This is a genomic window from Paenibacillus ihbetae (genome assembly GCF_002741055.1).
In the GTDB taxonomy this organism is placed as follows: Bacteria; Bacillota; Bacilli; order Paenibacillales; family Paenibacillaceae; genus Paenibacillus_AQ; species Paenibacillus_AQ ihbetae.
On sequence record NZ_CP016809.1, the window covers coordinates 2,480,703 to 2,504,049 of the forward strand.

The following is a 23,347-nucleotide window of genomic DNA, read 5'->3' on the forward strand; positions in this document are numbered from 1 at the left end:
GTTTGTTATCGTCCGGATCATCTTTATTTCCGAGTATCCTCATATAGCTGCTTCAAGCCGGCCTGATCGACCGGAATCGTGATTTCAAGCTCGTCCAAGTACGTCTTTAATACGTCCCCGTTTTCGTCGGTTTTAAATGATCCGCTCTTTTGGGAAGGATCCACAAGCTCGGGCTTAAACACTTTGAGGGTGATCGTTCGGGGAGCCTCCGCAAAGCGGTCAAACAGCAGCTCCTCCCGTTCCTGCCGGTGGTTGTCCTCCGAATATATCCCCAATCCGCCCACCGTTTCCAGAACGCTGCCCTTCTCATCCCACACCTCGAATAGCAGGGTCTCATCGCTGAGCGCTTTGTCCGGATTCGTCTGCTCAATGTTCATCAGAATGCCGGTCGTGATTGGCGTGAATTTAAGCTGCTCGAGCGTTAATTGAATGCCGTTCCACTCCCTGGTTTCTTTGAGAGGCAGGATGATCTGATCCGTGCTTTTACGGACAGGAATTTCCATCACGAACGGCTTCGCAATCCCTTCCAGCGTGATGTTCACCGTCAATTGAAACTCATCAGGCATACGGATCCCGGTCTCGTCCAAGGACATGTTCAGCAATTCAAATAATGCGCCGTTCGGGTCCGAAGTCGGCTTGCCCGATAGCCCTGGTCTTGCTCCAAGGTCATAGTCATCAATCGAGGTGCCGTCGATTTGCATTTCGACCCGGGTAATCGCGCCTCTCGGATAAATGTCTTTCGACCTATTGCCTTCCTGAATGGCCGTATGCTCCAGGATACCGCCCTCCAAGCCTTCACCCTCCCGTTTAACGGCCATCGACAGACGGGTTCCGTCATAGACGACCTCCGGTATGCTGAGCGTTATGCCTTCCTGCTCGGCGCTGACGCTCAGCGGAGTAACCAGCCCGCGTTCTTCCGCCGTTTGCAGCCCCAGGTCGTTAACCATCTGAAAGATGCTCCCGATCAGCGGGATCTTTTTGAGCGATTCCGCCATAATCGGCGATACATAAGCGCTGCTCATCACCCCGATAAAGGCTGCGGCCGCTGCGCCAATGGCGAAGGTACGGATCCTGCCCGGGCGCTGCTTCCGGCCGGTTCTGGTCTGCATCGGCAGGTCGGCCAGCGATGCATAAACTTCATCCTGACGCTGCCGAATCATATCCGGCACCCCGGCCGCCAGCTTTTCTTTTCCTGTCTTCCGGAGTTCCTGGTCTAAGTCAAAAGGCTTCATACGCCAGCCTCCCTTCCCGTGATTGCTTTACCCGTTCCGCTAGAATCCCTCGCGCCCGGTGCAGGCGTGCCCGGACAGCCCCCTCCGAAATCTCCAGTATGCTTGAGATCTGCTTAATGGGTAAATCCTGAAAATAAAACAAATGAATGACGATTCGCAATGATTCATCCAGGTGATCGACGGCTTCACGAAGGTCCAGCTTGTGGCTGTCCCCGTAATAATCCGCGGAGCTTGCCGTTTCCGGAACCTCCGCCATGGCAACCGTCCGTTCCCGGCTGCGAAGCAGCTGGTTGCACTCATTGATCAAAATCCGGATCACCCAGGTTTTAAAATATTTCGGCTGCTGCAATGTCGACAAAGCTTTATATGCCTTCAGGGTCGTTTCCTGAAAGACGTCCGCACAATCTTCATCGCGTCTTACAATGGTCTTTGCCAAGCAGTACAGCTCGGGTTCCAGCTGGCGGAGGAGTCGAATAAACGCTTCCCGATCTCCCCGCTGTGCCCGCTTGACCTCCGATTCCATGCTCTGCACGATTTTATTCATCTCCTTTTGAGGGCCCTCTATAAGATTAGATGGGCTTGTCTTGCGAAAGGTTATATTTCGAGCAAAAAAAGATCGCCGGGCTCCTGACTCCAAGATCAGGGAGGGCGATCTTCTTGCGATCCAACCATATTCTGCTGCCTCAATTTTAACACAGGTGCTGTCAAAAAGGTCCTAAACATATGAATTCATTCGTATAGAATCAAGGTTAGAGAGCTACTTTCTCCAAAAAGCCGTTATCGGTTGGCACCGTGAGTTATCGGCGGACTGACCAGCCCGGGGGCTCGGTGTTAGTCTTCGATTGCCTGATAGACCATGGTCCAGAAGTCGTGGATAAGATGTGCCGAATCCGGGGTCGACATCCCGACCTGGGTGAGCAGGATTCCGGTGAGCTGTTTGGCCGGATCAGCGTACGCCGTGGTGCCGCTTCCGCCATCCCAGCCGAACTGACCGATGGAAGCATAGTCGCCGCGGTAGGTGCGTACCGCCATCCCGAAGCCCCAGCCGCCGTGCTGTCCTTGGCCATGCGACAAATGGACGTTGTTTTTGGCCAAGTCGTCCCGGAATGCTTGCTGCTCGGGCGTGAGGCGGTTCGTGGTCATCAGCTCGACGGCGGGCCGGGAAAGAATCCGTTCGTTCCCGTGCATCCCTTGGTTCAGCAGCATCCGTAAAAATGCGTCATAGTCGTCGACAGTTGAGAGCAGTCCGCCGCCGCCTGCTTGGAATACTGGAGGCTTACTATAGCGCCCGCCTGCGGCCTCATCCCACACGATGAACTCGCCGGTCTGCGGATCGGGGACGTAGGCGGGCGGAAGCCGGTCAATCTTGCTTTCAGGCACGTAGAAGCCGGTATCCTTCATCCCCAGCGGATCAAAGATGCGTTCGCGCAGGAACGTCTCGAATGTCTGACCGGTAACCCTGGCCACGAGTACGCCGAGCACTTCGTTGCTCATGTGGTACTGCCACCGTTCTCCGGGCTGGTAGCATAGCGGGAGTGTGCCCAGGCGGCGCATCCATTCATCCGGCTCCGGCATCTCCAGACCAGGTGTGTCGTATATCCCCGCTTCAAAGATCGCGTTCATGATCGGGGAGCCCATCAGCGTCATATCCATTCCGAGTCCGAACGTAGAGGTCAACAGGTCCCGTACGGTGATCGGCCGCCGTGCCGGCACGGTTTCGTCCAGCGGGCCGTCAGGCCGTTTCAGCACCTGCCGGTTAGCGAGCTCGGGCAGCCACTTATCTACCGGGTCATCCAGATGCAGCTTGCAATCGTCGAGCAGGATCATCACCGCCGCGGCCCCGACCATCTTGGAGGTGGACGCCATCCGGAAGATCGTGTCCCGGCGCATCGGCGCGCCGCCATCATGGCGCATCGCGCCGATCGCTTCAACGTGCGTCTCCCCGTTCCGGCTGACGAGGGCGACAAGCCCTGGTATCTTCCCGGAATCCACATGTCTTGCCAGCACGTCGCGCATTCTGCGCAGCCCTTTTTCAGTGAATCCTTTGTTGCTATGTCCCATTGCAATCTTATTCATTAGATATCCCTCACTTTAATGTTTTTTTGTAAATCCCATTAATTCAAACCACACTTTCACTCGTCTTTGCGTTTTCCTTGTCTTAAATAACCGTAACCTTGGACAAATCGGCCTCCAGGCCTTTAAGCGCCGCATAGGTCAGCTTATCCATCGTGGCGCCGTCAAAGCAGATGGTTTTGATGGCACGGTAATACTTCTTGGACAACAAAGATCCTTGGAAAGACGAATTCTTGATTACCGCGCCCTTGAACGAAACGCCGTTCAACCCTGCTTTGTCAAACTTGACGCCGATGAAGGTTTGGCCGTCAAGCACCAGCCCTGTCAGATCGCTATTTGTGAAGTCTACCCCGTCGAACATACAATTTTCAAAGACGGTGTTTCTAAGATCGGTCATCGTCAGATTGATGTCGGTCAGCTTGGCGTTCAGGAACTTTGCTCCGGCCAACCTCGACTTGCTGAAGTCGGTGCGCACAAGGACCGTTTTATTGAAGCTTGCATGGGCCAGGTCGAGGGTGGACAGGTTGCAGTCCGTCAGATTCGTGCCGTCAAAATGGGCATCGTGTACGTCGCTGCTCTTAAACGAACTGCCGGTCAAATCAGCGCCCGAAAAGTCGGAACCGGAGAGCGAGCTGCTTTTAAACTGTCCATTATGGGCCGTAACGCCTGCAAAGTCGCTTTTCGCCAGATTGCTTGCGTTAAAGTTTGTCACTACTTGCCGTTCCTGCGAGTTAGAGGTTTTGATTTGAGTCATAAATATTCACATCTCCCTTATAAATTAGTTTTTTAACGATCACTTTCAATCTGGATCACCCTATTCATACCAACCGATGGTATGTATAGGTGTAAAAATAAGCTGCCTCTCGGCAGTTTAGTTTTCTTTGCTGACTTCTCTCGCTGACACTCGGAACAATTCTTCGTACCGTTGATACATTTGCTCATCGAACAGATCAAGCCCCAGGCCCTTCAATATTTCATCGAAAAATCTTACCTTATGCAGCATCATCTCGGGCGAAGCCTCAATGACCTCCGGGTTTAACCAAATGTTGGTGAGAATCACCAGGACTTCGCTAAGCTCCCTTGGATACTCGGTTCGGATCGAGCCGTCTCGCATTCCCTGTTCGATAATGGGCTGGATATAGACGGGTACGGCTTTGTCGAGGATGTTCTCGATCTGGGCCGCCAGCAGCTTCGGATTGCGCAAGAGGTTCGGCCCCACCGATGCCAGTTCGTTGCGGGCAGCATTGTCGAGAGAGGCTTGGGAAATCTTGCGGAGCTTCTCCAGTCCGTTCAGCTCTTTATCATCCCGGATACCGGACAGCATCTCGTCAACGCCTTTGAACGCATGATCGATGACGGCCTGCCAGATCTCTTCCTTCGACTTGAAGTGATGATAAATCGCTCCTTTTGTCAGCCCGCCCAGTTCATTGATGATATCCTGAATGGAGGTTTGCTCATATCCTTTTTGCATGAACAGATTAAGCGCCACGGTTAGAATTTGGTTGATTGTTTCTTCGGGATATTTATTTCGTGCCACTTGCCCTCTCCTTTCATACATTCGGTTGGTATGTAACAAATATATCCGATGAATCTTTTGGTGTCAACTCCTGAATTCGTTATTTTTTAAAAAAAATTTGTTTGGGCTATTTCTATGAACAAGTTATCATGCCCATGCTGCTGATCACATCATCCAATCCTTCTCGGATCCATTATATTCCATCGCGCTGAGCAAATCATATCGGACCGGATATTCCTCAGGTCGCTTCCGGCGCGGACTCAATCCCGGCCCTGTTTCTCCTAGTTTGGTAAAAAAGAACAAGCGGATCCATTACCCGCTTGTTCTTTTGCTTGCATTCATCTTTTTCGATGACCGATCGTCATTGCCTTACCCTGTTATTGAGGGCTCGATGGCGACTCCCCTTATTCCTCATCGTTCCATTGAGGATGCCGACCTTCGCCGCAAAGGCTTCTTGGTGACCCGACCATAGACGATCGGCTTCGCCAGGTTCACGCGGTAATCGATAATGTTGCCGTACCCGTCTGTTCGGATCGTACAGCAGCTGTTCATCAAATCCCGCACCATTTCCCGCCCCCGCTGTACCCGGGATTTGGCACCCGAATAAGAGATGCCGAGCCGCTCGCTCAGCTCCTTCTGGGACATCCCCTTCAGGTCGGAGAGCTCAACCGCCTCCCGATACTTATCCGGCAGGTAGGGCATGACGCCTTTCATCCCGGATATCGCCTCCTGCAAGTTATCATCGGCTTCCTCTTCCATTACACTTGGAATCTGCTCCGGCAGCTCATCCAGCCGCTTCTCCTTGCGGAAATGATCCGCCACGGCATTCCGGGCAATCTGGTACAACCAGGCTCGAAGACGGCTCGGATCCTGCAGCTCCGGCAGATGCCGGTAAGCCTTCATGAATACCGTCTGCACGATATCTTCCGCATCGGGATGGCGATTCGTCCTTCGTAAGACAAAACCGGCAATCGACTCATAGTATTGATCCCACAGCATTTCCGGCGTAATTCCCGCTTGACCCCATCCTGCCTTATCCATACTTTCCGCCAAGTCGGTTGGCTGTATGGAATGTTCGGCTTCGCTTCTCGTTTTCCGTTCCGGCAAGTTTTTGATCCGTCTTTCTTCCTGCACGCTATCGTCTCCTTTCTTCTGATTCTTCCAGGGTTTATTCGAAAAATTTTTTTTCAAAAAAATTTTCGTGTTTTTGCGTCTTTGATTGAGCTTCTCCGTCTCCATCAATATAAAACAAAATTCGGAGGGATAAAAGATGAAATACAATTTGCTTGGAAATACAGGGGTACTGGTGTCAGAAATCGGACTGGGTGCGATGTCGTTTGGCGGCGGCGGCCAGTGGGAAGTCTTCGGCGGCCTGGGAGATCAGGAAGCTGCAAGACTCGTCGGGCAGGCGCTAGAAGCGGGCGTCAACTTCTTCGATACGTCCAACATTTACGCCGGCGGCCGTTCGGAGGAAATTCTCGGTAAAGCGCTTGGGACGAAGCGGCAAGACGTTATTATCGCCACGAAGGTGCGGGGACGAACCGGTAGCGGTCCCAACGATCTGGGATTGTCAAGGCTGCATATCATGCGTCAGGTGGAAGAAAGCCTGAAACGGCTCGGAACGGATTATATCGACCTGTACCAGATCCACAATCCGGATCAGCTGACCGATTGGGAGGAAACGCTGCGCGCGCTGGACGACCTGGTCCGCAGCGGCAAGGTCCGCTACATCGGCTCCTCCAATATGACCGGCTGGGAGCTGATGAAAGCGCGGGGCATTTCCAGAGAACTCGGTTTGCACGCCTTTAAAAGCAGTCAGTCGTATTATTCGCTGGCCGGTCGCGAAATTGAAAGAGAGATCATTCCCGTCCTGAAGGACCAGAACATGGGTCTACTCGTATGGAGCCCGCTGGCCGGCGGATTTCTATCGGGAAAATACACCCGGAGCAACGCAGGAAAAGCGGATGACCGGCACACCAAGTTTGCTTTTCCGCCAGTGGATGTAGACAAATCTTACCGGATCATCGATGTGCTGGAGGACATCGCGAAGGAGCGCGGGTCCACGGTGGCCCGCATCGCCCTCGCCTGGGTGCTGAACCAGCCTGCGGTGACCAGCGTAATCGTCGGCGCCAAGCGACCGGATCAGCTGCAGGACAACTTGGAGGCCAGCGGCATCGTGCTGACAGAAGATGAGCTTGCCCGGCTCGACGAGGTGAGCAGGCTCCCGGTCGAATACCCGGCATGGCCGTTCATGGAAGAGGATGATTCGATTATCCGCAAGCATCCTTGAAGCTTGGATCGGTCGAATTCAGATATTTCCCCTTATTGGGTCATATTCAAAAAAAACAGGCGGAGTGATTTCCGCCTGTTCCCTTTGTTTACTTTCTATTCGATGAGCCAGAGTCACGAGTGACTCCAGCCTTCAACCGGAATCTCCAGCTCGAGCGGTTCGTCATCGTGTCCTTGGTCGCTCAGCATCAGATCAATAGTTTTGCTTCGATTGTCCGTGATCGAGCGCATAGCGGTGATGATAAATTACCCGGCTTCACCACCGGAGTGGGCTTCCCCTTTGGAGCGTAGCTCATTCCGTCGCTTTCTGCATAATCATAAGCCCCACAATCATCATTTTTTTTCACCGTAACTGCTTCCTGTCGTGATCTTCACGTCCGTAAAATTTTCTACGCTTTTGCCCTTTTGATGGAAATAGGGGACTTTCTGTTGAGCACCCTTATGTGTATAGAAAGGATCCTCCGTACTCAGCGGGAGCTGCACGTTCTCACCCGTGCTTGCGGATTTATAGATGCTCATGATCAACTCCAATGTGCTGCGCCCGCTTTCTCCGTCGATGAGCACCGGCGTTCCATGCTCGATCGCGCTCAGCACATTGTCGATCTGACCGGTATGGCCTTCGTACGGCAAATCCGGCAATTCGTCATAGTATTTCTGAATTTCCGCTTCCAGTTCCAGATCGCGCTCCGGGAATCCGTTCGGCAAGGAAGTGGAGGCCGTTACCCGCCAAGGGGCGGAAATCCGGGCAAACTGCCCCTGGAAAACGTACTGCTGCTCTTCCCCGTGGTGGACGACCGAGCTGGTAAGCTGCCCCAAGGCTCCATTCGGATATTTCATCATTGCTATGGACAAATCCTCCACCTCGGCGTTGTCATGAGCAACGTTGCTCATATAAGCTTGTACTTGGATTGGACGTCCAAGCATCCACAGCAACCCGTCAATATGATGAACGGCATGATTCAGCGTGGGGCCTCCCCCCTCCTTCTCCCAAGTGCCGCGCCACCATAAGTCGTAATAACAATGGCCCCGCCACCAGAAAGAATCCACTTGGGCATGCAAAATCCTGCCAGCCACGCCGCTGTCCAATACGCGCTTCAGCTTCATAATCGGGTTTCTGAATCGATTCTGGGCGATAACGGACAACAGCTTACCGCTATTCTGTGCCGCTTCGATCATATCGTCACATTCCTTAAGCGACGCTGCCATAGGCTTCTCTACAAGGACATGGCTTCCTGCGTTCAAGAAATCGACCGTAACCTGCGCATGAACATACGGAGGCATACAGATGGACACGAGATCGATTCCGTCTTGGAGCAGTTCCTTATAATCTTGTACGATTTTGGCATCTAGTCCGTACTGTTCCCGCCTCGCTTCCGCCTTCTCGGGGTAAAGATCGCATAAGGCAACAATTTTACAGCGTTCCTCGAACTGCAGATATGCTTCGATATGACTTGGTGAAATTGCCCCCGTACCTATAATTGCAACCTTTAACATACGTTTTTTGCCTCCCAACTTTGCTTTTTATTTCATGATTGTATCCGGTTCAGCCTGGCAAATGTATTTTGTTATGGGGGAAAAATAACGCTGCGTTGCGGATTGTATGGTATATTCAATGCAAGCACGTAGACGAGGAAGAAGGAGGCGAACAACTTGTCGTTTGCAGGGAATTACAGTATTTCTCCCTTGTACTTCGCGTATAAACGTAAAAGCGAAAACTACGCGCATAAGGAGACCTTCCATTCCCACCTTGGCGTTGAAGTATTGTTCATTCATCAAGGAAAAGGAACCATGATCGTAAATAACATCAGCTATGAGATTAAGCCGGGCATGCTTTGTATTTTTCAGCCTTGCCAGCTCCATCACCTTAAGCTTGAATATGACGATCACCAGTGTTTCGAACGATCGATTGCGATCTTCGAACCGACGGTGTACGAATCCTATTTTAAACAATGGCCCGCACTCCACGAATTTTACAATTTTATATACTTAGGCAATCTCCCCTTCCCTTGTCTCTATGAAGTCGATGCCCCTTACCTGGACAGTGCATACAAGAGCATGCACGATCGATTCCCGACACTGACCGGCACGGAAAAATATGAAGAAATTTCGCTGTTTCTTGTCGCACTGTTTCGCTCCCTGAAACAGATATGGGATAAGCGGAAAGAACGAGGCACAACGTACCCAGCCCGCCGTAAAAATCATCGGGTGGAGCACATTTTGAACTGGATCGAAACGAACTATAAGGTTCCTTTCCGATTGGACGATATGGCCAAGTCGTTGCATCTGTCTCCCTACCATTTGTCACATCTCTTCAAAGAAGCGACAGGGATCAGTATCACGGAATACATTGCAGCCCGAAGGATTCATCAATCCATCCAGCTGTTAGCGACTACGAAAAAACCGATCTCGCTCATTGCGGAGGAGATCGGTTTAACGAATAGCTCATATTTTTGCAAATTGTTCAAATCGCAAATGGGAATCACGCCGCATCAATATCGAAAGAAATGGACGAGTACTTAAATCATGAGGTTCCATTAAACGAGAGGAATTCTTTAGTTGGAATCAAAAAGGATTCTCATCAATCTAGCGGCAAACGTAGCGCAACGCTTGTTGCGATGATACCCACCATGGCCGTGATGCGAATCCGGCGATGCGGGTTCATTATATAAGAATATTCCGAGGATCCCTGCGCCTAATGTCCCAATGCCAGCCCAGGTGAAACCGGAATAAATATATACAGTGACCGGCTGCCCCAACATCATGGATTGGAAGGCAGCCTTTTTTATTACGGCTGGCGGGCAGATACATGTTGTAATTTATGTACTCGCTTATATTAGAAAAAATCTCAATCGTTAATTCGAAAAATAAGTGAAAGTGACTTTTCTCAAGGATCATAGCAAATAAGAAAAAACGCACTGTCATAACAATGCGTTTTTATTTGATTGATCTATCGAACTCTCTGATTAAACCACAATTGGAAAATACCCGTCTTTTATATATTGGGCGAATGGAATATGTCCCCCCGTGTTTTCATTTCCGACAAGCCGCACGCCCGCATCCTGGATATCATCTGCTGTATCGAAAAATCCCGAGCATGCTTGGCAGCCGCCCTTGACGATGCCCGCCTTCATCACTTGCTTATACAATGTGTTGAACGGATGCTCTGCCTTGCTAAGCTCATTAGGCCATGCTGTCCCCGCTCCATCGAAGAGGATTTCCACTTTAAAGCCTTCCTCGTGAAGCTCGTATCCGTACAGCAAACCGTGAACCGCTTTCCCTACATCCTGTTGATTTGCTTGAATAATGATCACAAATTTACTAGCTACTGTCATTGAAATCAGCCTCCTGATAGATATTATGATTAAGTTTCCTGTGAAAACGATGGGCTTGTGGGGGAATATTCGAGAAACTCCCACATGATCGGCGTGGCGTTCTGTATGTAGACCACATCCTCAATATAGTATCTGACAAGCCTTTCCGCCCCCGGAAATCGGGAAATCTGCATTTTATCCCAGATAATTTCGGATCGTCCGCTCAACTGCAGCGAATGTCCGCCGTCAAAATCGATAAACAACAGCCCGGTAGCCGGATTGCTGTATATATTACCAAGTGTGTTATACATGGAGTTACCGAAATAATCAGGGAAGAGCAGCGTACGGTTATCCTCGACTGCCACAAATCCCGGAAGCCCTCCCCGATGGGAAGCGTCCATTTTTCCTTCCTCATTGCCACTTCCGATAAAGAAAGTATCTGCCTTTCGTATCCATTCTTGTTGTTTGGAACTAAGATGATGACCTTGGGTCGATATTCGTTCCTTTCGGTAGTAGCCGCCGCTTGGTTGCAATGATCGTTTCTGTATATATTTAGGGCAATTTCCGTATACCTGTTCGGTGTTTACATAGAGCCTCTCCCCATCCAATCTGCCTTTTCCATTAATTCTCATGCGAATCCGTCGGAAGAAGTCGATCGCTAGAAGCCCGATATCGGGCTTATCTTGTAAGTGACGAAAGATGGGATCACTTGTTGGGGGTTGAGAGGTCACGGACAACTCTTTCTCGGAGATCACATTGATAAACCCAGGTTCGCCAGTCAGAAACGAGCACCAAGCCTTCCCATCATTATCGATCGTGGAACATATGATAAGCGATTGGGTTCGTAGAAAGTTAGTTGCACCTTTCATTATGACGGACTTAATACTTGCCCCGTTCCTCTCCGCGACAATCTGTTCACCGGCCAGCTCTTGAATCGCTATTTCTCCTGCATGATAAACGCCACCGATAGTTACCCCCCCTTTTTTTATAACCGTTTAAATGAATCTATAGGTATTATATATTACTGTTTTTAACCTGTAAATATGTTTTTAGAGTATTAATAAATTTAGAATTAAAAAAACCCGGAACATCATCCAGGGTTCTTTGACTTTTCCGCTTCTTCTTTTTTTCGTCGTTCCATGAAGGCCGCTACCTTCATTCGATTGCCGCATGTCTTCTGACTGCACCACCGTCTCGTACTATTCTTGCTGTTATCATAAAAATACAATACGCAATCTGGATTTCCGCACTTTTTTACCAGTCCGAAATCGAAATTCGTAAACAAATCAACCGCAGCTTCCGCGACAGGAAAAAGCAGGTCACTCGGCTGTTGAAGTTCAATGTGACGCACGGAAGCAATTTGCCCTTCCTTTGAGAACATTCTAGTGGTTATGGCTTTACTCTTAAGAAACAAGTTTATTCGTTCAAGATCTTCCATTGACACTTCTGCCTTTAACATCCTCTGTCTGACTATCGAATGCAGGCTTGTGCGCAGTTCGATGGCTTCCTTGACTAACGTAGGCTCTTCTCTCCATTGGGTCACGGGATCAACCTGTTGAGCGGTGAAGGATCCGGTTAGAAGAAGCCAATTCCATACGTCTTCCGACGCTCGAAGCAGCTCCACGGGCTTTCGGTCGGCTACAACCTTCGTATTAATAAAATCCAATGCAAGGTTGTTCCCAATAAAATAAAAGGAAGGTGCTATTTTTTTCGGCATCCCCCGCACTCCTTATAAGACTTATTTACTTATATTATACCTCCACCGTTTCGCTTATCCTAGCCTTGTCCCTGAAATTAGAAATTTAAAGAAAATATTCAACAAAAAAAACAGAATTTATATGATAGCGGTGCAGCTTCTACCCTGTTTCCTCTTTCGTGGGTTCCATCATGCGAACTGCTAAGAAGCCAAGAGCATATCCCTGCTCTTGGCTTCTTGTTCGCCCTCGTACTAGGCTAATATAATCCAAATTATTACGAAAGTATGGTTCATTCAGTTACTAAATTCTTGCCAAACCCGATGTCTCGCCCTCAACGTATGCAGGTCTTACTTCCGAACGACAGTGTATCCTTTGTCCTCCAGCAGCTTGACGATCCCATGCTCACCCAGATAGTGGGCTGCGCCAACCACGATGAAGTACTCTTCGTTTTTGCCGTTTTTCAGATATCCGTCGATTTTCTCGGCCATTCCGATGTTTCGGTCAACCAGCATCGCTTTGTTGTATTCCTCATCAACGGCCATGCTGTTGGTGAACTCCAGCAGCGCCTCATCATTGCCCGTCTTCCACATTTTACCCAATTGCTCAACACTGTCATCCAGTACATCGAAATTGTCCAACACAAGGTTGAGATTTTTCTCCTGCAGCTCTTTGGAGAAGCCGTTAAACATGCTCAGCTGCAATTCATAGGATTCCAGCTCGATTACCGGAATTTTGCGTTCGATCGCTTTCTGGACGAAATACAGATCGATTCCTTGAGCGGCTTCGTATCCAGCCTTCACCGCTTTCAAGCTGCTGATCGTGGATTCCACGACCCAAGGCTTGAAAGCATCCAAGGCATTCGGCTTCATGCCGCTCTCCGTCAGGATTTTGTCGAGCTTGGCGTACGTCTCGCTGGATACATGATCCTTGAGCGTCGTCCCATCCTTATACATGCCCATATCCATGATCAGCTGCTGCTGAGCCTCGTCGGCTGCCTTGCTGACATCCACCTCGACACCGAGATAGTCCGCTTCGGCAAAAGCTTCCTCAAATTCCGGACGCAGCGGGTAGAAGCTGTCATCCGCGATATGCATGGAGCCCACCAGATACACCGTGTTGCCATTGCTTTCTACTTCCCACATAAACCCACGGCCGCCGGTCTGTGCGGTTTCGGTCGCTTTGGAAACCAGCACTACCGTGCGCGTTTTGGCATCCCAACGGACCTCATATCCAGCCGCATCGCCGACCACCCGAATCGGGGCATAGGTTACGCCATTGATGCGCTTGAGCTTGCTTTTCAGCGTTATCGTCTTGCCGTCCACTACCGCGTGAATCGTATCATCTGCGGCATTCTTAAGCTTCGCATCCATTGCCTGGAGCGTCGTTTTCAGCGGAACATACGTTGTTCCGTGATCGATGACCGGAGTGCCTCCGGCATATGCTACGGTCTGATCATTCACCTTAACGGCCGGCTGCTTGGGAGCAGCCATTGCAGGTGCAGCTGCTGTAGTGATAATTCCCGCTGAGACGATAAGCGATAAGAGCATTCGTTTCCAATTTTTCATGTGTGGTTCTCCTTAGTATAGTAGTGGGATTATGATCATTAATACTAGAGTAGTAATAAGCTATAAAAGAATGGACGACGTCGTCTGGTCTCGCTTCATTACATCTTATAAGCCTTCATTGCTTTGCGAAGCTCTTTAAAGGTCGGACGCTTGCCGTACATCAGCACGCCGGTGCGGTAGATTTTCGCGGCCAGCCAGCCAAAGATCAGGATTGCGACGAACAGAATCGCCAGCGACAGCAGGATCTCCCAGAACGGGATATCTCCAAGGCCGATTCGGATCAGGATCGTTGTCGGCGAGATGAACGGAATGTAGCTGGATACCTTCAGCAGCATCGAGTTCGGCGTGCTTAGACTAAAGATTGCGATGTAGAAAGCGACGAGCGACAGCATCGTGATCGGCATAACGGCCTGGCCCAAATCCTCGGTACGGCTGACGATGGAGCCGATTGCTGCATACAGCACCGCATAGAGGAAATACCCGAAAATATAGAAGATCAGACCGAACACGATCAGCATTGGATCAATGGCCGAGACATCAAGGTTCATATCCTGCAGTGCGCCGATATTATGCGGCAGCATCACGTTCACGGCAATCACGACAGCGAACACAGCGATTTGCGACAATCCCAGCAGGAACATTCCGATGACTTTGCCAAACATTTGGCTAAGCGGCGACACGCTGGTAATGAGGATCTCCATAATACGGGAGCTCTTCTCGGTTGTAACCTCTGAAGCGATCATATTCCCGGTCCCCATGAGCGTGAAGAAGAACAGGATAACCAGTGCATAAACCACGATGTAGTTCATAACCTCGGAAGCTTCGTCTTCGGCAGCAGCACCGCCGACCTTGCCGGCTTCGTTAGCGTCAATGCTGCGAGTATCGATCTGAACCGGCGTATTCAGCGCATTGATCTGATCATCCGTCAGATTCAGTCCCGCAACGATCGTCCGGGTCTTTGCAACTTGAAGCGCCGCCTGCAGGTTGGATTGAAGCTCCATGTTGATGCCCTCATCCTCCGAGCTATAGACAACCGTCGGGAACGTACTGCCTTCTTGGGCTTCGAATGTCAGGTACCCCTCGATTACCCCGTCTTTAATATCTTGCTTCAGCGCAGCCTCATCATTTGCCTCGTATTTCACCAGTTCATACGTAGTCGGCAGGTTGCCCCATGCGGTCTGCAATTGTTCAGCAAGGGTTTGCTCTTGTCCGTAAACAAGGCCGATGCGTACCGCTTCGCCGGAGTCGTCCTTGTCGCCGGTAAACCATTGGATCAGGAACGGCAAATTGATACCGATGGTAATGATAAGTGCAAAAATCAGGGTCGAAACTAGAAACGATTTCGTTCTTGCCTTATTCATGAATGTAAATCGAATAACCGTCCACATATTATTCATTGGATTCACCTACCGCCTTTATGAAGATTTGGTTGAGTGTCGGCTCCTTCACTTCAAACCGATGCACGACGCTCTGCGATATTGCCTTATTCAAAATTTGCTGCGCGGCGCTTACGTCAGAGATTCGGATGGAATATCCGTCCTCGGTACGGTTCACCGCCGTGACACCCGGTACCGACTCCAGCCCTTGAACCTCGCCCGATGTGCCAAGAATGACTTCCTCGCGCGGGTACTTGGCCTTGATTTCCTTCAGATTGCCTTTCACGACCGTGTTGGATCGATGCAGGATCGTAATGTTTTTACACAGCTCCTCGACATGCTCCATACGGTGGGTTGAAAATAGAATGCTGGTGCCTTGATCGCGAAGCTCTTTCACGGTGGATTTCAGCAGCTCTACGTTAACCGGATCAAGCCCGCTGAACGCCTCGTCCAGAATCAAGATTTGCGGGTTATGGATGACAGCTGCGATAAAGCCCATTTTCTGTTGGTTCCCCTTCGACAGCTCTTCAATCTTCTTATCGTAATATTCCGGTACTTCGAACCGCTCAAGCCAGTATTTGAGGCTCTTGTCGGCGTCCTTGGCGGACATGCCGCGAAGCTGCCCGAGATACGTAATCTGCTCGCTGACCTTCACCTTCGGATACAATCCGCGCTCTTCCGGCAGATAACCCATAATATGCCTAAGTTCCTTACTGTAAGGCTTGCCGTTGTATAGAATCGTCCCGTCATCCGGGTAGATCAGGCCGAGCACCATCCGCATGGTCGTTGTCTTCCCTGCACCGTTGGCGCCCAGGAGTCCGTAAATTTCGCCTTCCTCCACTTGTAGCGAAATCCGGTTCACCGCGGTTTTGTCCGCATAAATTTTAACGACATTATCCAATAGTAATCGTTGCATTTCTTTATTCCCCTCTCCTATTTCTGCATGTCGGCAGGTTGATGGCCATCGATCCATAAACGAAGAACTTCGTCCAGCTCCAGCGAGCGGGTCTGGATAAAGGTCATTCCTGCTGACCGTAGAATATTCTCAACTTCCAAGCATTCCGTCGTCACAAAAGATATCGTTGTCGCATTCTCCTGCCTGCTGCTGATGATCCCCGGCAGTTCACGCACGATGGAGGCATCGCCTTGAATCCAGCATTCCTTCCAATTATCGAGCAGCGAATCCTTCTCGACCATGCCGAGCAGCTTGCCGTGATGAATCAAAATCACGTAGTCCGCAAGACGGCGGATTTCATCCACCACATGAGTGGAAAGGATAATCGTCGTGTCGATGGACTTCATCAGCTTGTGCAGCTGGTCAATCATCTGCTTCCAGGCAAACGGGTCAAGTCCTGATGACGGCTCATCCAGCAGCAGCAGCTTCGGCCTTGGGGCCAATGCAGCGGCAATCTCGAATTTTCGCCGTTCGCCCTTCGACATTTTGCGGAGCTTGACGCCGCGAGGCACATCGAACCGTGACATCAGCTCGTCAAAAAAGTACCCGTCCCAGCTGTCATACCAGGATGCGCGAAAGGTAGCCGCCTGATCTGCCGTCATATGCTGTTCTTCCACGCTCAGCTGCTCAGGCACAAAAGCCATCTGCTTTCGAACCTCGATCGGCAGCTCCTTCGAATACGATTCACCGAACCAGGTGACCTCCCCTTCATCCGGGAACACCGTCTGGACCATCATGTTCAGCAAGGTGCTTTTCCCCGATCCGTTCGGTCCCACCAGCGCAACGATATACCCTTGAGGAATCGATAACTGGATGGGTCCGATGGTTTTCGTTCGACGCCGTTTCAAGACGTTACGAAACTCAATGACATGTGGTTCCATTTGTTAATGACCTCCCCGTGATTGATATCGTTCGCGGACAACTTCCATGAACAGCTCGATTAACTCCTCTTGTTTCATCTGGACGGCAAGCCCTCGATCTACGGCCAGGTTCAAGGCTTCGATTACGGCATCGCGTTTAAATTGCTCCCTTGCCTGGTCGCCGACACCGGCAACGAAGGTTCCCGTACCCTGTCTGGTGCGAAGAAGGCCCTCACTCTCCAAATCCTGGTACACCCTGCGTACCGTGATCACACTACAATTCAGATTTCCGGCAAATTCCCGTATGGACGGCAATAATGTCCCCTCCTCGATCTGACCGCTGATTATGAGCGAGCGCAGCTGTGTCTCAATTTGGTGATATAAAGGCTCTGCGCTATTTTCGTTAATCTGAATCGGAATTCGCACCTTCTACCACCTCGCTTTTTCCATATCCTTATGGGGTCCCCCTATTTCTTCTGCTTATAAATCCAATTGATTACGATAAATCCCGGGTTTGCTGCCGGATATAGGTCAGTCTGCTCATCAGCAGCATCCCGCCTAGTCCAATGATCAGTGATCCCCACATAACCGGGGACAGCAGCTTCCATCTCATGGCCGAATCCATAACGAATTTGAACATGCTGTATCCAAGCAAGCTGAGCGTACCCGCTGCAACGACCGTGACGATCATGAGTATGAGGGTTTTGCCAAGGTAAGCTTTGCCGCTCCCCATGTTCTCCCAATAAATATAAAATCCAGTCAATAAAAATCCAATGCCGATCCAGCTTATGATAAATGCGACGTAGCTGGCGATATCCACCGCCTCTCGCATATGATTGGCGATCGCGTAGGCAACTCCGAAAAATACGATGCCGTTAATCACATAGGCGATGATCGCGTTAATGATCCGGCTGATAAAGATCGCATAGGCCGGAACCGGGAGGCTCCGGTAATAGTACAGCATCTGTGTGTAAGAATCCTCATTGATATACCGGAACGACCTGCGATTAAACGTGAGTCCCATCAGCGGCGCATAGAGGACTAGCAGAAAATCTACCAGCGGGTTCACATATTCATTCAAATGCTCGAATTGCTCGTTCATGACTACGCTTGTCGCAAATCCCATGTATATCATAAAGATCAGGGTCCATAGTATTTGAAGCTTATCGCTGGTAAAATCTTTCCTGACGATTTTCATCGCGTTATGAAGCATGTGCTGCAACTGGCCTCATCCTTTCCCCACATTAACCTTGTTAATATTTCGCGTTATGAATTGGTTTGGCTGAACCGATACTGTGATTATGTAATGTTTACTGTGCTCACTGTGTATATCTTTATACACAGTATACAGTGTGTATATGAACAGTGTCAATAACGTTTGTAAAATAATGTGAGGGGACCGGAGCGACTGCACTCCCCGGCCCCAGCTGCCTGCTTCCTCCCGCAACAAAACACCCGCAGGGAGCTCCTTGCCGGTGTTCTCCATTGTATTCGGCTGGACCAAGGCTTCCCTGCTCAAGGGGAGTTCAGGCGCGGAGGAGACCTGGCGTTCGCCTTTGAAATCGGGAAACTTCATTAGCCTCACTAACGTTCAGGTTTCCCGATTGCAACAGCGACCGGAGCGACTGCACTCCCCGGCCCCAGCTGCCTGCTTCCTCCCGCAACAAAACACCCGCAGGGAGCTCCTTGCGGGTGTTCTCCATTGTATTCGGCTGGATCAAAGCTTCCCTGCTCAAGGGGAGTTCAGGCGCGGAGGAGACCTGGCGTTCGCCTTTGAAATCGGGAAACTTCATTAGCCTCATTAACGTTCAGGTTTCCCGATTGCAACAGCGACCGGAGCGACTGCACTCCCCGGCCCAGCTGCCTGCCCCCCTCCTACACCAAACACCCGTCAGGAATTCCTTGCCGGTGTTCTCCATTGAATCCGGCTGGAGCAAGGCTTCCCTGCCCAAGGGGAGTTCAGGCGCGGAGGAGACCTGGCGTTCGCCTTTGAAATCGGGAAATTTCATTAGCCTCATTACGTCCAGGTTTCCCGATTTCAACAGCGACCGGAGCGACTGCACTTCCCGGCCCCAGCTGCCTGCAATCCAGCCCCTATAAATGTAAAAACACCCGCCAGATCGCTCTGACGGGTGTTCCTCCATTTATAAGCCAAATATCACTTTCCACACCGGCTGGGTGTGTCCCCCCGGATACATCAGGTAGAGCAGCGTGTATACCGCAACGCCTGTGATCGCTGTAATAAACCAGATGATCGAGGTCACTCGGCCCCATTTGCGGTGCTTCGCATACTTTTCTTTGAATCCGAGCACCAGCGTCGTGATCCCGAAGACGGCCGCCACCGTGGCCAGCACGATATGGAAGATCAGGAAGGTCTGATAATACGGCTTCAGACTATCCGGACCGCCCCATGAGGTGTTCCCGATGAATACCGTTCGGGAAGAATAAATAACAAAGAAGATGATAGCCGCAATGGCAGCCCAAATCATCGTTTTTTTGTGAGCCTCCCGTTTTCCCTTGATAATCAGTCCCCAACCGATGGCAACCAGCACGGCGCTGATTACGATAAAGGTTGTACTAATCGTGGGAAAGAGAAAGAACAAATCCATGTAGATCCCCCTTCAAAAATAATCCTCATTATGCCTGATTCAGCTTGCCCGGCGGAACTTCGGTAGGCAAGGGATCGTCCTCCTTGTTTTCACGCTTGTACCAATGGAAGAAAACGTACGCGAGCATGGAAGCGAAGATAATCTCCTGGAAGAACTTCATGATGATTCCGCCGACCCGCTGGTCAACCGCAGGCTCCAAATATCCGAAATACTCGGGACCTCCGAATTTAGTCAGCAATACAGACGTATCGCCAGATACGCAGTATCCCATCGCTTTCGCCCAAATGGCAGGATCGCTGTAGGTGGCATACATCGGCTCGCTCGAGAAGATGATGAGCGCACAAGCCGGGGTAAGCAGCACCATATTGAGGAAGATGTATCCCATCTTCGCCAGCCCTGTCGTCTTGTCCTTTTCAGGGATCGGATTCAGAATCGCCCACCACATAATAAGTGAAGCAATGAACAAGATCAGATAGTACAGACGGTGCACCCAGAAATTGAGCATGACAAAGTCATGAATCACCGGGAAGTGGTAGAACGAGAACAAGCCGTTGAATAAAACCGCAGCCACAACCGGACGAGTGAGGAAACCGAGCTTTTTAAACGGATTCACTCTGTCAAAGGCGCGCCACATCCATACCGGGATACCCAATATCAAGAGCGGTGTAGCCATCAGGTAAGACATCGCCATGCTGACCATATGAAATGAGAACATCGTATGGCCGAGCAAGCTGATCGGTCCGCCCTGGGCAAGGTAGAGCGTGAACATACCTGCAACGAATAACGTTTTCCGACCGGCCGACACCGGAGCATGGTCTTTAAACCGGCTGCTCAGCGGTCCCGTGAACAAGAAATAGGCAGCGGTCACAAGCAGCATGAACGCCAGAAACAAAGGACTCCATTTATCCGCAAAACTAAAATATTCTAAGCCCAGCATGCAAAAACCTCCCCTTAACGGGTTAAATTCTAGTCGAAATTGTGACACCTTCCTACGACTTAAAAAAAGAGGGGGCTATTAGCCCTCCTCTTTTTCATTTTACCACCAAACCCAGAACAATGCCATGATGATACAGGTGCTTGCTACGAAGAAGCCCCCGATCATGAACACGATCGGCATCAGATGACCTTTGTCCTTAAGGTGCATCCAGTACCCCATCTGCACGAACACTTGCAGGATCGCCATCACCAGCAAAAGGATGATGGTAAATGCAGGGTTCACGCCCCCCGCCGCAACCGCGGCAAACGCGATGGCAGTCAGGATGATGGAGAAGATAAAGACAATAATATGTTTCTCAGGGCCCTCCACACGGTGGCGGTGCTTCACCGTATGACCCTCATTGGATTGTTGATTCGCTGTCATATCTTAGCCCACCTTTCCAAGAAGGTATACGACCGAGAAGATGAACACCCATACAACGTCGATAAAGTGCCAGTACATCGCAGACACGTAAACCTTAGGTGCAGTAACTACGGTTAACCCTTTTTTGAACAGCTGAGCGATCAGCAGGCTGATCCAGACAACCCCGAATGCAACGTGGGCGCCGTGGAAGCCGACCAGTGTGTAGAACGAGGACGAGAATGCGCTCGTCTTCATGTCGAACGATTCATGGGCGACATACTCATAGAATTCATAAATCTCAAGCCCAAGGAAGCCGAGACCAAGAACTACGGTAACGATCAGCCAAAGCTTCAGCTTCTCGAGATTATGCCGGTGCATAGCCTGGATGGCAAACACACTGGTCAGGGAGCTGACAAGCAAGATCAGAGTCGCTGCTGCCGTAATCGGCAGCGAGAACAGTTCGGCTGCTGTCGGGCCCTCATTGTTCTGATGGCGCAGGGCCAGGAATGTTGCAAACAGCGTACCGAAGAGCACGGCTTCACCGCCAAGGAAGAGCCAGAAGCCCAAGACCTTATTGCGGCCCTCAAGCGTTGCCTTCTCCGGCTCGTGAGGAAGCTCTCCATTTACATGTTCAGCGTGTGCGCTCATGCTTTCCCCTCCCCTTCGAGTTCTTCAGTCTCGATGTGATAACCATGATCATCGAATACGGAACGTGCAATCATTGCAGCGAACGTGATGACCAGACCGACGATCATAACGATGTATTTGTTAAAGATTAGGCTCATGAACGAATTCGAGAATTCCTCGGTGCTGAACATGAAGCCAAGACCCGCGATGAACAAACCAAGCGACATGACGAATGGAAGAATGCTTGGCGACGGCATGTGGATCGGACCGAGCGGCTCCGACGGAGTCATCTCCTTGTTGCCGGCCATTTTCTCTTTCCAGAAAGCGTCAAGACCGCGAACAAGCGGGATTTGCTTAAAGTTGTACTCAGGCGGCGGAGAAGGAATACTCCACTCGAGGGTACGGCCGTCTTCCCATGGATCGTTCGCAACACCGGAAGGTTTTCTCGCTGTCATGACAACGTTGGCCAGGAAGAGCAGTACACCGACACCCATCAATATCGCACCGATTGTACTAATAAAGTTCAAAGTGTCAAAGTTTTGGTTCGGCAGGTACGACACGATCCGGCGCTGCATACCGAGCAAGCCCAGGAAGTGCTGTACAAAGAACGTCAGATGGAAGCCGATGGCGAATGTCCAGAACGTCCATTTGCCAAGCGTTTCGTTCAGCATCCGTCCGAACATCTTAGGCCACCAGTAATGGAGACCAGAGAACAGACCGAATACCAAGCCGCCTACGATTACATAGTGGAAGTGAGCGACTACGAAATACGTGTCGTGGAACTGGAAGTCGGCCGGAGCCGATGCCAGCATAACCCCGGTTACACCGCCCATAACGAACGTCGGCACGAAACCGATCGCGAACAAGTTCGCGCTGGTAAAGCGGATTTGTCCGCCCCACATGGTGAAGAGCCAGTTAAAGATCTTAATACCCGTAGGTACCGCAATCAGCATCGTTGCAATGGCGAACAATGCGTTCGCTACCGGTCCAAGACCTGTTGTAAACATATGGTGAGCCCAAACCATGAAGCCCAGGAAGGCGATCAGGATGGTCGCGAACACCATCGAGCTGTATCCGAACAACCGTTTACGCGAGAAGGTCGGAATGACTTCGGAAATGATACCGAAAGCCGGCAAAATCAGAATATATACTTCAGGGTGACCGAAAATCCAGAAAATATGCTGCCACAATACGGGGCTTCCGCCTGCCGCAACATCAAAGAAGTTCGCGCCAAGCAACCGGTCAAAGCTGAGCAATACGAGACCTACGGTAATCGCAGGGAATGCAAACAGGATCATTGCCGATGTAATGAAAGAAGTCCAAGTAAACATAGGCATTCTCATGAAGGACATTCCCGGAGCACGCATCGTGATGATGGTAGCCAGGAAGTTGATACCGCCGATCAATGTACCAAGACCCGCAATCTGCAAGCCGATGGTATAGAAGTCTACGCCGTGCGTAGAGGAATACTCTGTTGTAGACAATGGCGTATAGGAAGTCCAGCCCGCATCCGGAGCGCCGCCCATAATCCAGCTAAGGTTAAGCAGCAGTCCACCGAACAAAAACGTCCAAAAGCCAAGCGAGTTCAAAAACGGAAACGCGACGTCCCGCGCGCCGATCTGAAGCGGAACCACCGCGTTCATCAAAGCGAAGATGACCGGCATGACGCCGAGGAAGATCATCGTCGTTCCGTGCATCGTAATCAATTCGTTAAATACCTGAGCCGATACCAAATCGTTCATCGGTTTGATCAGCTGCAGACGGATCAGAATCGCTTCAATACCGCCGATACCAAAGAACAAGCCGCCCGCTATCAGGTATAATATTCCGATTTTCTTGTGGTCAACGGTCGTAAGCCAATCCATTAACCCCGAGTAGCGCTTGACGCTATGGCTATG

The 23,347-nt window shown here is 50.6% G+C and carries 23 protein-coding genes; 2 read left to right on the forward strand and 21 right to left on the reverse strand.

What is annotated here, in order from left to right; all coding sequences use genetic code 11:
* Nucleotides 1-23: 23 nt before the first annotated feature.
* The 6 genes from BBD41_RS11150 to sigZ all read right to left on the reverse strand — a co-directional run bounded on the left by BBD41_RS11150 (nucleotide 24) and on the right by sigZ (nucleotide 5,955).
* Nucleotides 24-1,232, reverse strand: coding sequence for a DUF4179 domain-containing protein (locus BBD41_RS11150; protein ID WP_099477630.1), 1,209 nt, complete (start codon nucleotides 1,230-1,232; stop codon nucleotides 24-26).
* Nucleotides 1,219-1,755 (reverse strand): sigma-70 family RNA polymerase sigma factor, encoded by a 537-nt coding sequence (locus BBD41_RS11155; RefSeq protein WP_237087099.1) that lies wholly within the window; start codon nucleotides 1,753-1,755, stop codon nucleotides 1,219-1,221. The genes BBD41_RS11150 and BBD41_RS11155 overlap by 14 nt, the downstream gene beginning before the upstream one ends.
* A gap of 308 nt (nucleotides 1,756-2,063) precedes the next feature.
* A complete protein-coding gene (locus BBD41_RS11160) occupies nucleotides 2,064-3,293 on the reverse strand; it encodes a serine hydrolase domain-containing protein (protein WP_099480567.1) in 1,230 nt (409 codons plus the stop codon).
* A 97-nt stretch (nucleotides 3,294-3,390) separates the two neighbouring features.
* Entirely contained in the window at nucleotides 3,391-4,059 is a 669-nt protein-coding gene (locus BBD41_RS11165) for a pentapeptide repeat-containing protein (protein ID WP_099477632.1), read from the reverse strand.
* A gap of 117 nt (nucleotides 4,060-4,176) precedes the next feature.
* Nucleotides 4,177-4,842, reverse strand: coding sequence for a TetR/AcrR family transcriptional regulator (locus BBD41_RS11170; protein WP_077569894.1), 666 nt, complete (start codon nucleotides 4,840-4,842; stop codon nucleotides 4,177-4,179).
* 390 nt (nucleotides 4,843-5,232) lie between these two features.
* On the reverse strand, nucleotides 5,233-5,955 hold the full coding sequence (gene sigZ / locus BBD41_RS11175; protein WP_237087058.1) for an RNA polymerase sigma factor SigZ: 723 nt from the start codon (nucleotides 5,953-5,955) through the stop codon (nucleotides 5,233-5,235).
* 136 nt (nucleotides 5,956-6,091) lie between these two features.
* On the opposite strand from sigZ, the gene BBD41_RS11180 reads away from it, so the two are divergent.
* Nucleotides 6,092-7,111, forward strand: a complete 1,020-nt coding sequence (locus BBD41_RS11180) for an aldo/keto reductase (protein WP_099477633.1) — start codon at nucleotides 6,092-6,094, stop codon at nucleotides 7,109-7,111.
* A gap of 332 nt (nucleotides 7,112-7,443) precedes the next feature.
* On the opposite strand, the gene BBD41_RS11185 is transcribed toward BBD41_RS11180, so the two are convergent.
* On the reverse strand, nucleotides 7,444-8,604 hold the full coding sequence (locus tag BBD41_RS11185) for a Gfo/Idh/MocA family protein (protein WP_099477634.1): 1,161 nt from the start codon (nucleotides 8,602-8,604) through the stop codon (nucleotides 7,444-7,446).
* A gap of 156 nt (nucleotides 8,605-8,760) precedes the next feature.
* Here BBD41_RS11185 and BBD41_RS11190 point away from each other — a divergent pair, with 156 nt between their 5' ends.
* Nucleotides 8,761-9,630: an AraC family transcriptional regulator gene (locus tag BBD41_RS11190; RefSeq protein ID WP_099477635.1), complete on the forward strand. Its 870-nt coding sequence runs from the start codon at nucleotides 8,761-8,763 to the stop codon at nucleotides 9,628-9,630.
* Between the two features lie 443 nt (nucleotides 9,631-10,073).
* Here the strand turns inward: BBD41_RS11190 and BBD41_RS11195 are convergent, their stop codons facing one another.
* The 14 genes from BBD41_RS11195 to ctaD form a co-directional block, all read right to left on the reverse strand.
* Nucleotides 10,074-10,442 carry a hypothetical protein gene (locus BBD41_RS11195; protein WP_099477636.1) on the reverse strand — a complete coding sequence of 123 codons (369 nt, stop codon included), beginning with the start codon at nucleotides 10,440-10,442 and terminating at the stop codon, nucleotides 10,074-10,076.
* Nucleotides 10,443-10,471: 29 nt separating this feature from the next.
* The gene (locus BBD41_RS11200) at nucleotides 10,472-11,290 is read right to left on the reverse strand and encodes a pyridoxamine 5'-phosphate oxidase family protein (RefSeq protein WP_099477637.1); all 819 of its coding nucleotides are present in this window, start codon (nucleotides 11,288-11,290) and stop codon (nucleotides 10,472-10,474) included.
* A gap of 221 nt (nucleotides 11,291-11,511) precedes the next feature.
* Nucleotides 11,512-12,138 carry a CGNR zinc finger domain-containing protein gene (locus BBD41_RS11205; RefSeq protein WP_077569900.1) on the reverse strand — a complete coding sequence of 209 codons (627 nt, stop codon included), beginning with the start codon at nucleotides 12,136-12,138 and terminating at the stop codon, nucleotides 11,512-11,514.
* Nucleotides 12,139-12,465: 327 nt separating this feature from the next.
* The gene (locus BBD41_RS11210) at nucleotides 12,466-13,683 is read right to left on the reverse strand and encodes a TraB/GumN family protein (protein ID WP_099477638.1); all 1,218 of its coding nucleotides are present in this window, start codon (nucleotides 13,681-13,683) and stop codon (nucleotides 12,466-12,468) included.
* Between the two features lie 98 nt (nucleotides 13,684-13,781).
* Complete coding sequence (locus tag BBD41_RS11215; RefSeq protein WP_099477639.1) at nucleotides 13,782-15,080, reverse strand: ABC transporter permease; 1,299 nt, start codon at nucleotides 15,078-15,080, stop codon at nucleotides 13,782-13,784.
* Nucleotides 15,073-15,975: an ABC transporter ATP-binding protein gene (locus BBD41_RS11220; RefSeq protein ID WP_077569903.1), complete on the reverse strand. Its 903-nt coding sequence runs from the start codon at nucleotides 15,973-15,975 to the stop codon at nucleotides 15,073-15,075. Before BBD41_RS11220 ends, BBD41_RS11215 begins: the two co-directional genes overlap by 8 nt.
* Nucleotides 15,976-15,992: 17 nt before the next feature.
* A complete protein-coding gene (locus tag BBD41_RS11225) occupies nucleotides 15,993-16,895 on the reverse strand; it encodes an ABC transporter ATP-binding protein (RefSeq protein WP_077569904.1) in 903 nt (300 codons plus the stop codon).
* 3 nt (nucleotides 16,896-16,898) lie between these two features.
* Entirely contained in the window at nucleotides 16,899-17,300 is a 402-nt protein-coding gene (locus BBD41_RS11230; protein ID WP_007132527.1) for a GntR family transcriptional regulator, read from the reverse strand.
* Between the two features lie 70 nt (nucleotides 17,301-17,370).
* Nucleotides 17,371-18,087 (reverse strand): hypothetical protein, encoded by a 717-nt coding sequence (locus BBD41_RS11235; RefSeq protein WP_189636192.1) that lies wholly within the window; start codon nucleotides 18,085-18,087, stop codon nucleotides 17,371-17,373.
* A 931-nt stretch (nucleotides 18,088-19,018) separates the two neighbouring features.
* The gene (locus BBD41_RS11250; protein WP_099477642.1) at nucleotides 19,019-19,483 is read right to left on the reverse strand and encodes a DUF420 domain-containing protein; all 465 of its coding nucleotides are present in this window, start codon (nucleotides 19,481-19,483) and stop codon (nucleotides 19,019-19,021) included.
* Nucleotides 19,484-19,511: 28 nt separating this feature from the next.
* The gene (gene ctaG / locus BBD41_RS11255; RefSeq protein WP_077569909.1) at nucleotides 19,512-20,420 is read right to left on the reverse strand and encodes a cytochrome c oxidase assembly factor CtaG; all 909 of its coding nucleotides are present in this window, start codon (nucleotides 20,418-20,420) and stop codon (nucleotides 19,512-19,514) included.
* Between the two features lie 99 nt (nucleotides 20,421-20,519).
* Nucleotides 20,520-20,843, reverse strand: coding sequence for a cytochrome C oxidase subunit IV family protein (locus tag BBD41_RS11260; RefSeq protein WP_077569910.1), 324 nt, complete (start codon nucleotides 20,841-20,843; stop codon nucleotides 20,520-20,522).
* Between the two features lie 3 nt (nucleotides 20,844-20,846).
* Nucleotides 20,847-21,470 carry a cytochrome (ubi)quinol oxidase subunit III gene (locus BBD41_RS11265; RefSeq protein WP_028407358.1) on the reverse strand — a complete coding sequence of 208 codons (624 nt, stop codon included), beginning with the start codon at nucleotides 21,468-21,470 and terminating at the stop codon, nucleotides 20,847-20,849.
* The gene (gene ctaD, locus BBD41_RS11270; RefSeq protein WP_167393015.1) at nucleotides 21,467-23,314 is read right to left on the reverse strand and encodes a cytochrome c oxidase subunit I; all 1,848 of its coding nucleotides are present in this window, start codon (nucleotides 23,312-23,314) and stop codon (nucleotides 21,467-21,469) included. The genes BBD41_RS11265 and ctaD overlap by 4 nt, the downstream gene beginning before the upstream one ends.
* Nucleotides 23,315-23,347: the final 33 nt, after the last annotated feature.

Coding starts and splice junctions, on each gene's coding strand:
- BBD41_RS11150 (WP_099477630.1), bottom strand. CDS start 1,232: ATGAAGCCTTTTGACTTAGACCAGGAACTCCGGAAGACAGGAAAAGAA.
- BBD41_RS11155 (WP_237087099.1), bottom strand. CDS start 1,755: ATGGAATCGGAGGTCAAGCGGGCACAGCGGGGAGATCGGGAAGCGTTT.
- BBD41_RS11160 (WP_099480567.1), bottom strand. CDS start 3,293: ATGGGACATAGCAACAAAGGATTCACTGAAAAAGGGCTGCGCAGAATG.
- BBD41_RS11165 (WP_099477632.1), bottom strand. CDS start 4,059: ATGACTCAAATCAAAACCTCTAACTCGCAGGAACGGCAAGTAGTGACA.
- BBD41_RS11180 (WP_099477633.1), top strand. CDS start 6,092: ATGAAATACAATTTGCTTGGAAATACAGGGGTACTGGTGTCAGAAATC.
- BBD41_RS11185 (WP_099477634.1), bottom strand. CDS start 8,604: ATGTTAAAGGTTGCAATTATAGGTACGGGGGCAATTTCACCAAGTCAT.
- BBD41_RS11195 (WP_099477636.1), bottom strand. CDS start 10,442: ATGACAGTAGCTAGTAAATTTGTGATCATTATTCAAGCAAATCAACAG.
- BBD41_RS11200 (WP_099477637.1), bottom strand. CDS start 11,290: ATGAAAGGTGCAACTAACTTTCTACGAACCCAATCGCTTATCATATGT.
- BBD41_RS11205 (WP_077569900.1), bottom strand. CDS start 12,138: ATGCCGAAAAAAATAGCACCTTCCTTTTATTTTATTGGGAACAACCTT.
- BBD41_RS11210 (WP_099477638.1), bottom strand. CDS start 13,683: ATGAAAAATTGGAAACGAATGCTCTTATCGCTTATCGTCTCAGCGGGA.
- BBD41_RS11215 (WP_099477639.1), bottom strand. CDS start 15,080: ATGAATAATATGTGGACGGTTATTCGATTTACATTCATGAATAAGGCA.
- BBD41_RS11220 (WP_077569903.1), bottom strand. CDS start 15,975: ATGCAACGATTACTATTGGATAATGTCGTTAAAATTTATGCGGACAAA.
- BBD41_RS11225 (WP_077569904.1), bottom strand. CDS start 16,895: ATGGAACCACATGTCATTGAGTTTCGTAACGTCTTGAAACGGCGTCGA.
- BBD41_RS11235 (WP_189636192.1), bottom strand. CDS start 18,087: ATGCTTCATAACGCGATGAAAATCGTCAGGAAAGATTTTACCAGCGAT.
- BBD41_RS11250 (WP_099477642.1), bottom strand. CDS start 19,483: ATGGATTTGTTCTTTCTCTTTCCCACGATTAGTACAACCTTTATCGTA.
- ctaG (WP_077569909.1), bottom strand. CDS start 20,420: ATGCTGGGCTTAGAATATTTTAGTTTTGCGGATAAATGGAGTCCTTTG.
- BBD41_RS11260 (WP_077569910.1), bottom strand. CDS start 20,843: ATGACAGCGAATCAACAATCCAATGAGGGTCATACGGTGAAGCACCGC.
- BBD41_RS11265 (WP_028407358.1), bottom strand. CDS start 21,470: ATGAGCGCACACGCTGAACATGTAAATGGAGAGCTTCCTCACGAGCCG.
- ctaD (WP_167393015.1), bottom strand. CDS start 23,314: ATGGATTGGCTTACGACCGTTGACCACAAGAAAATCGGAATATTATAC.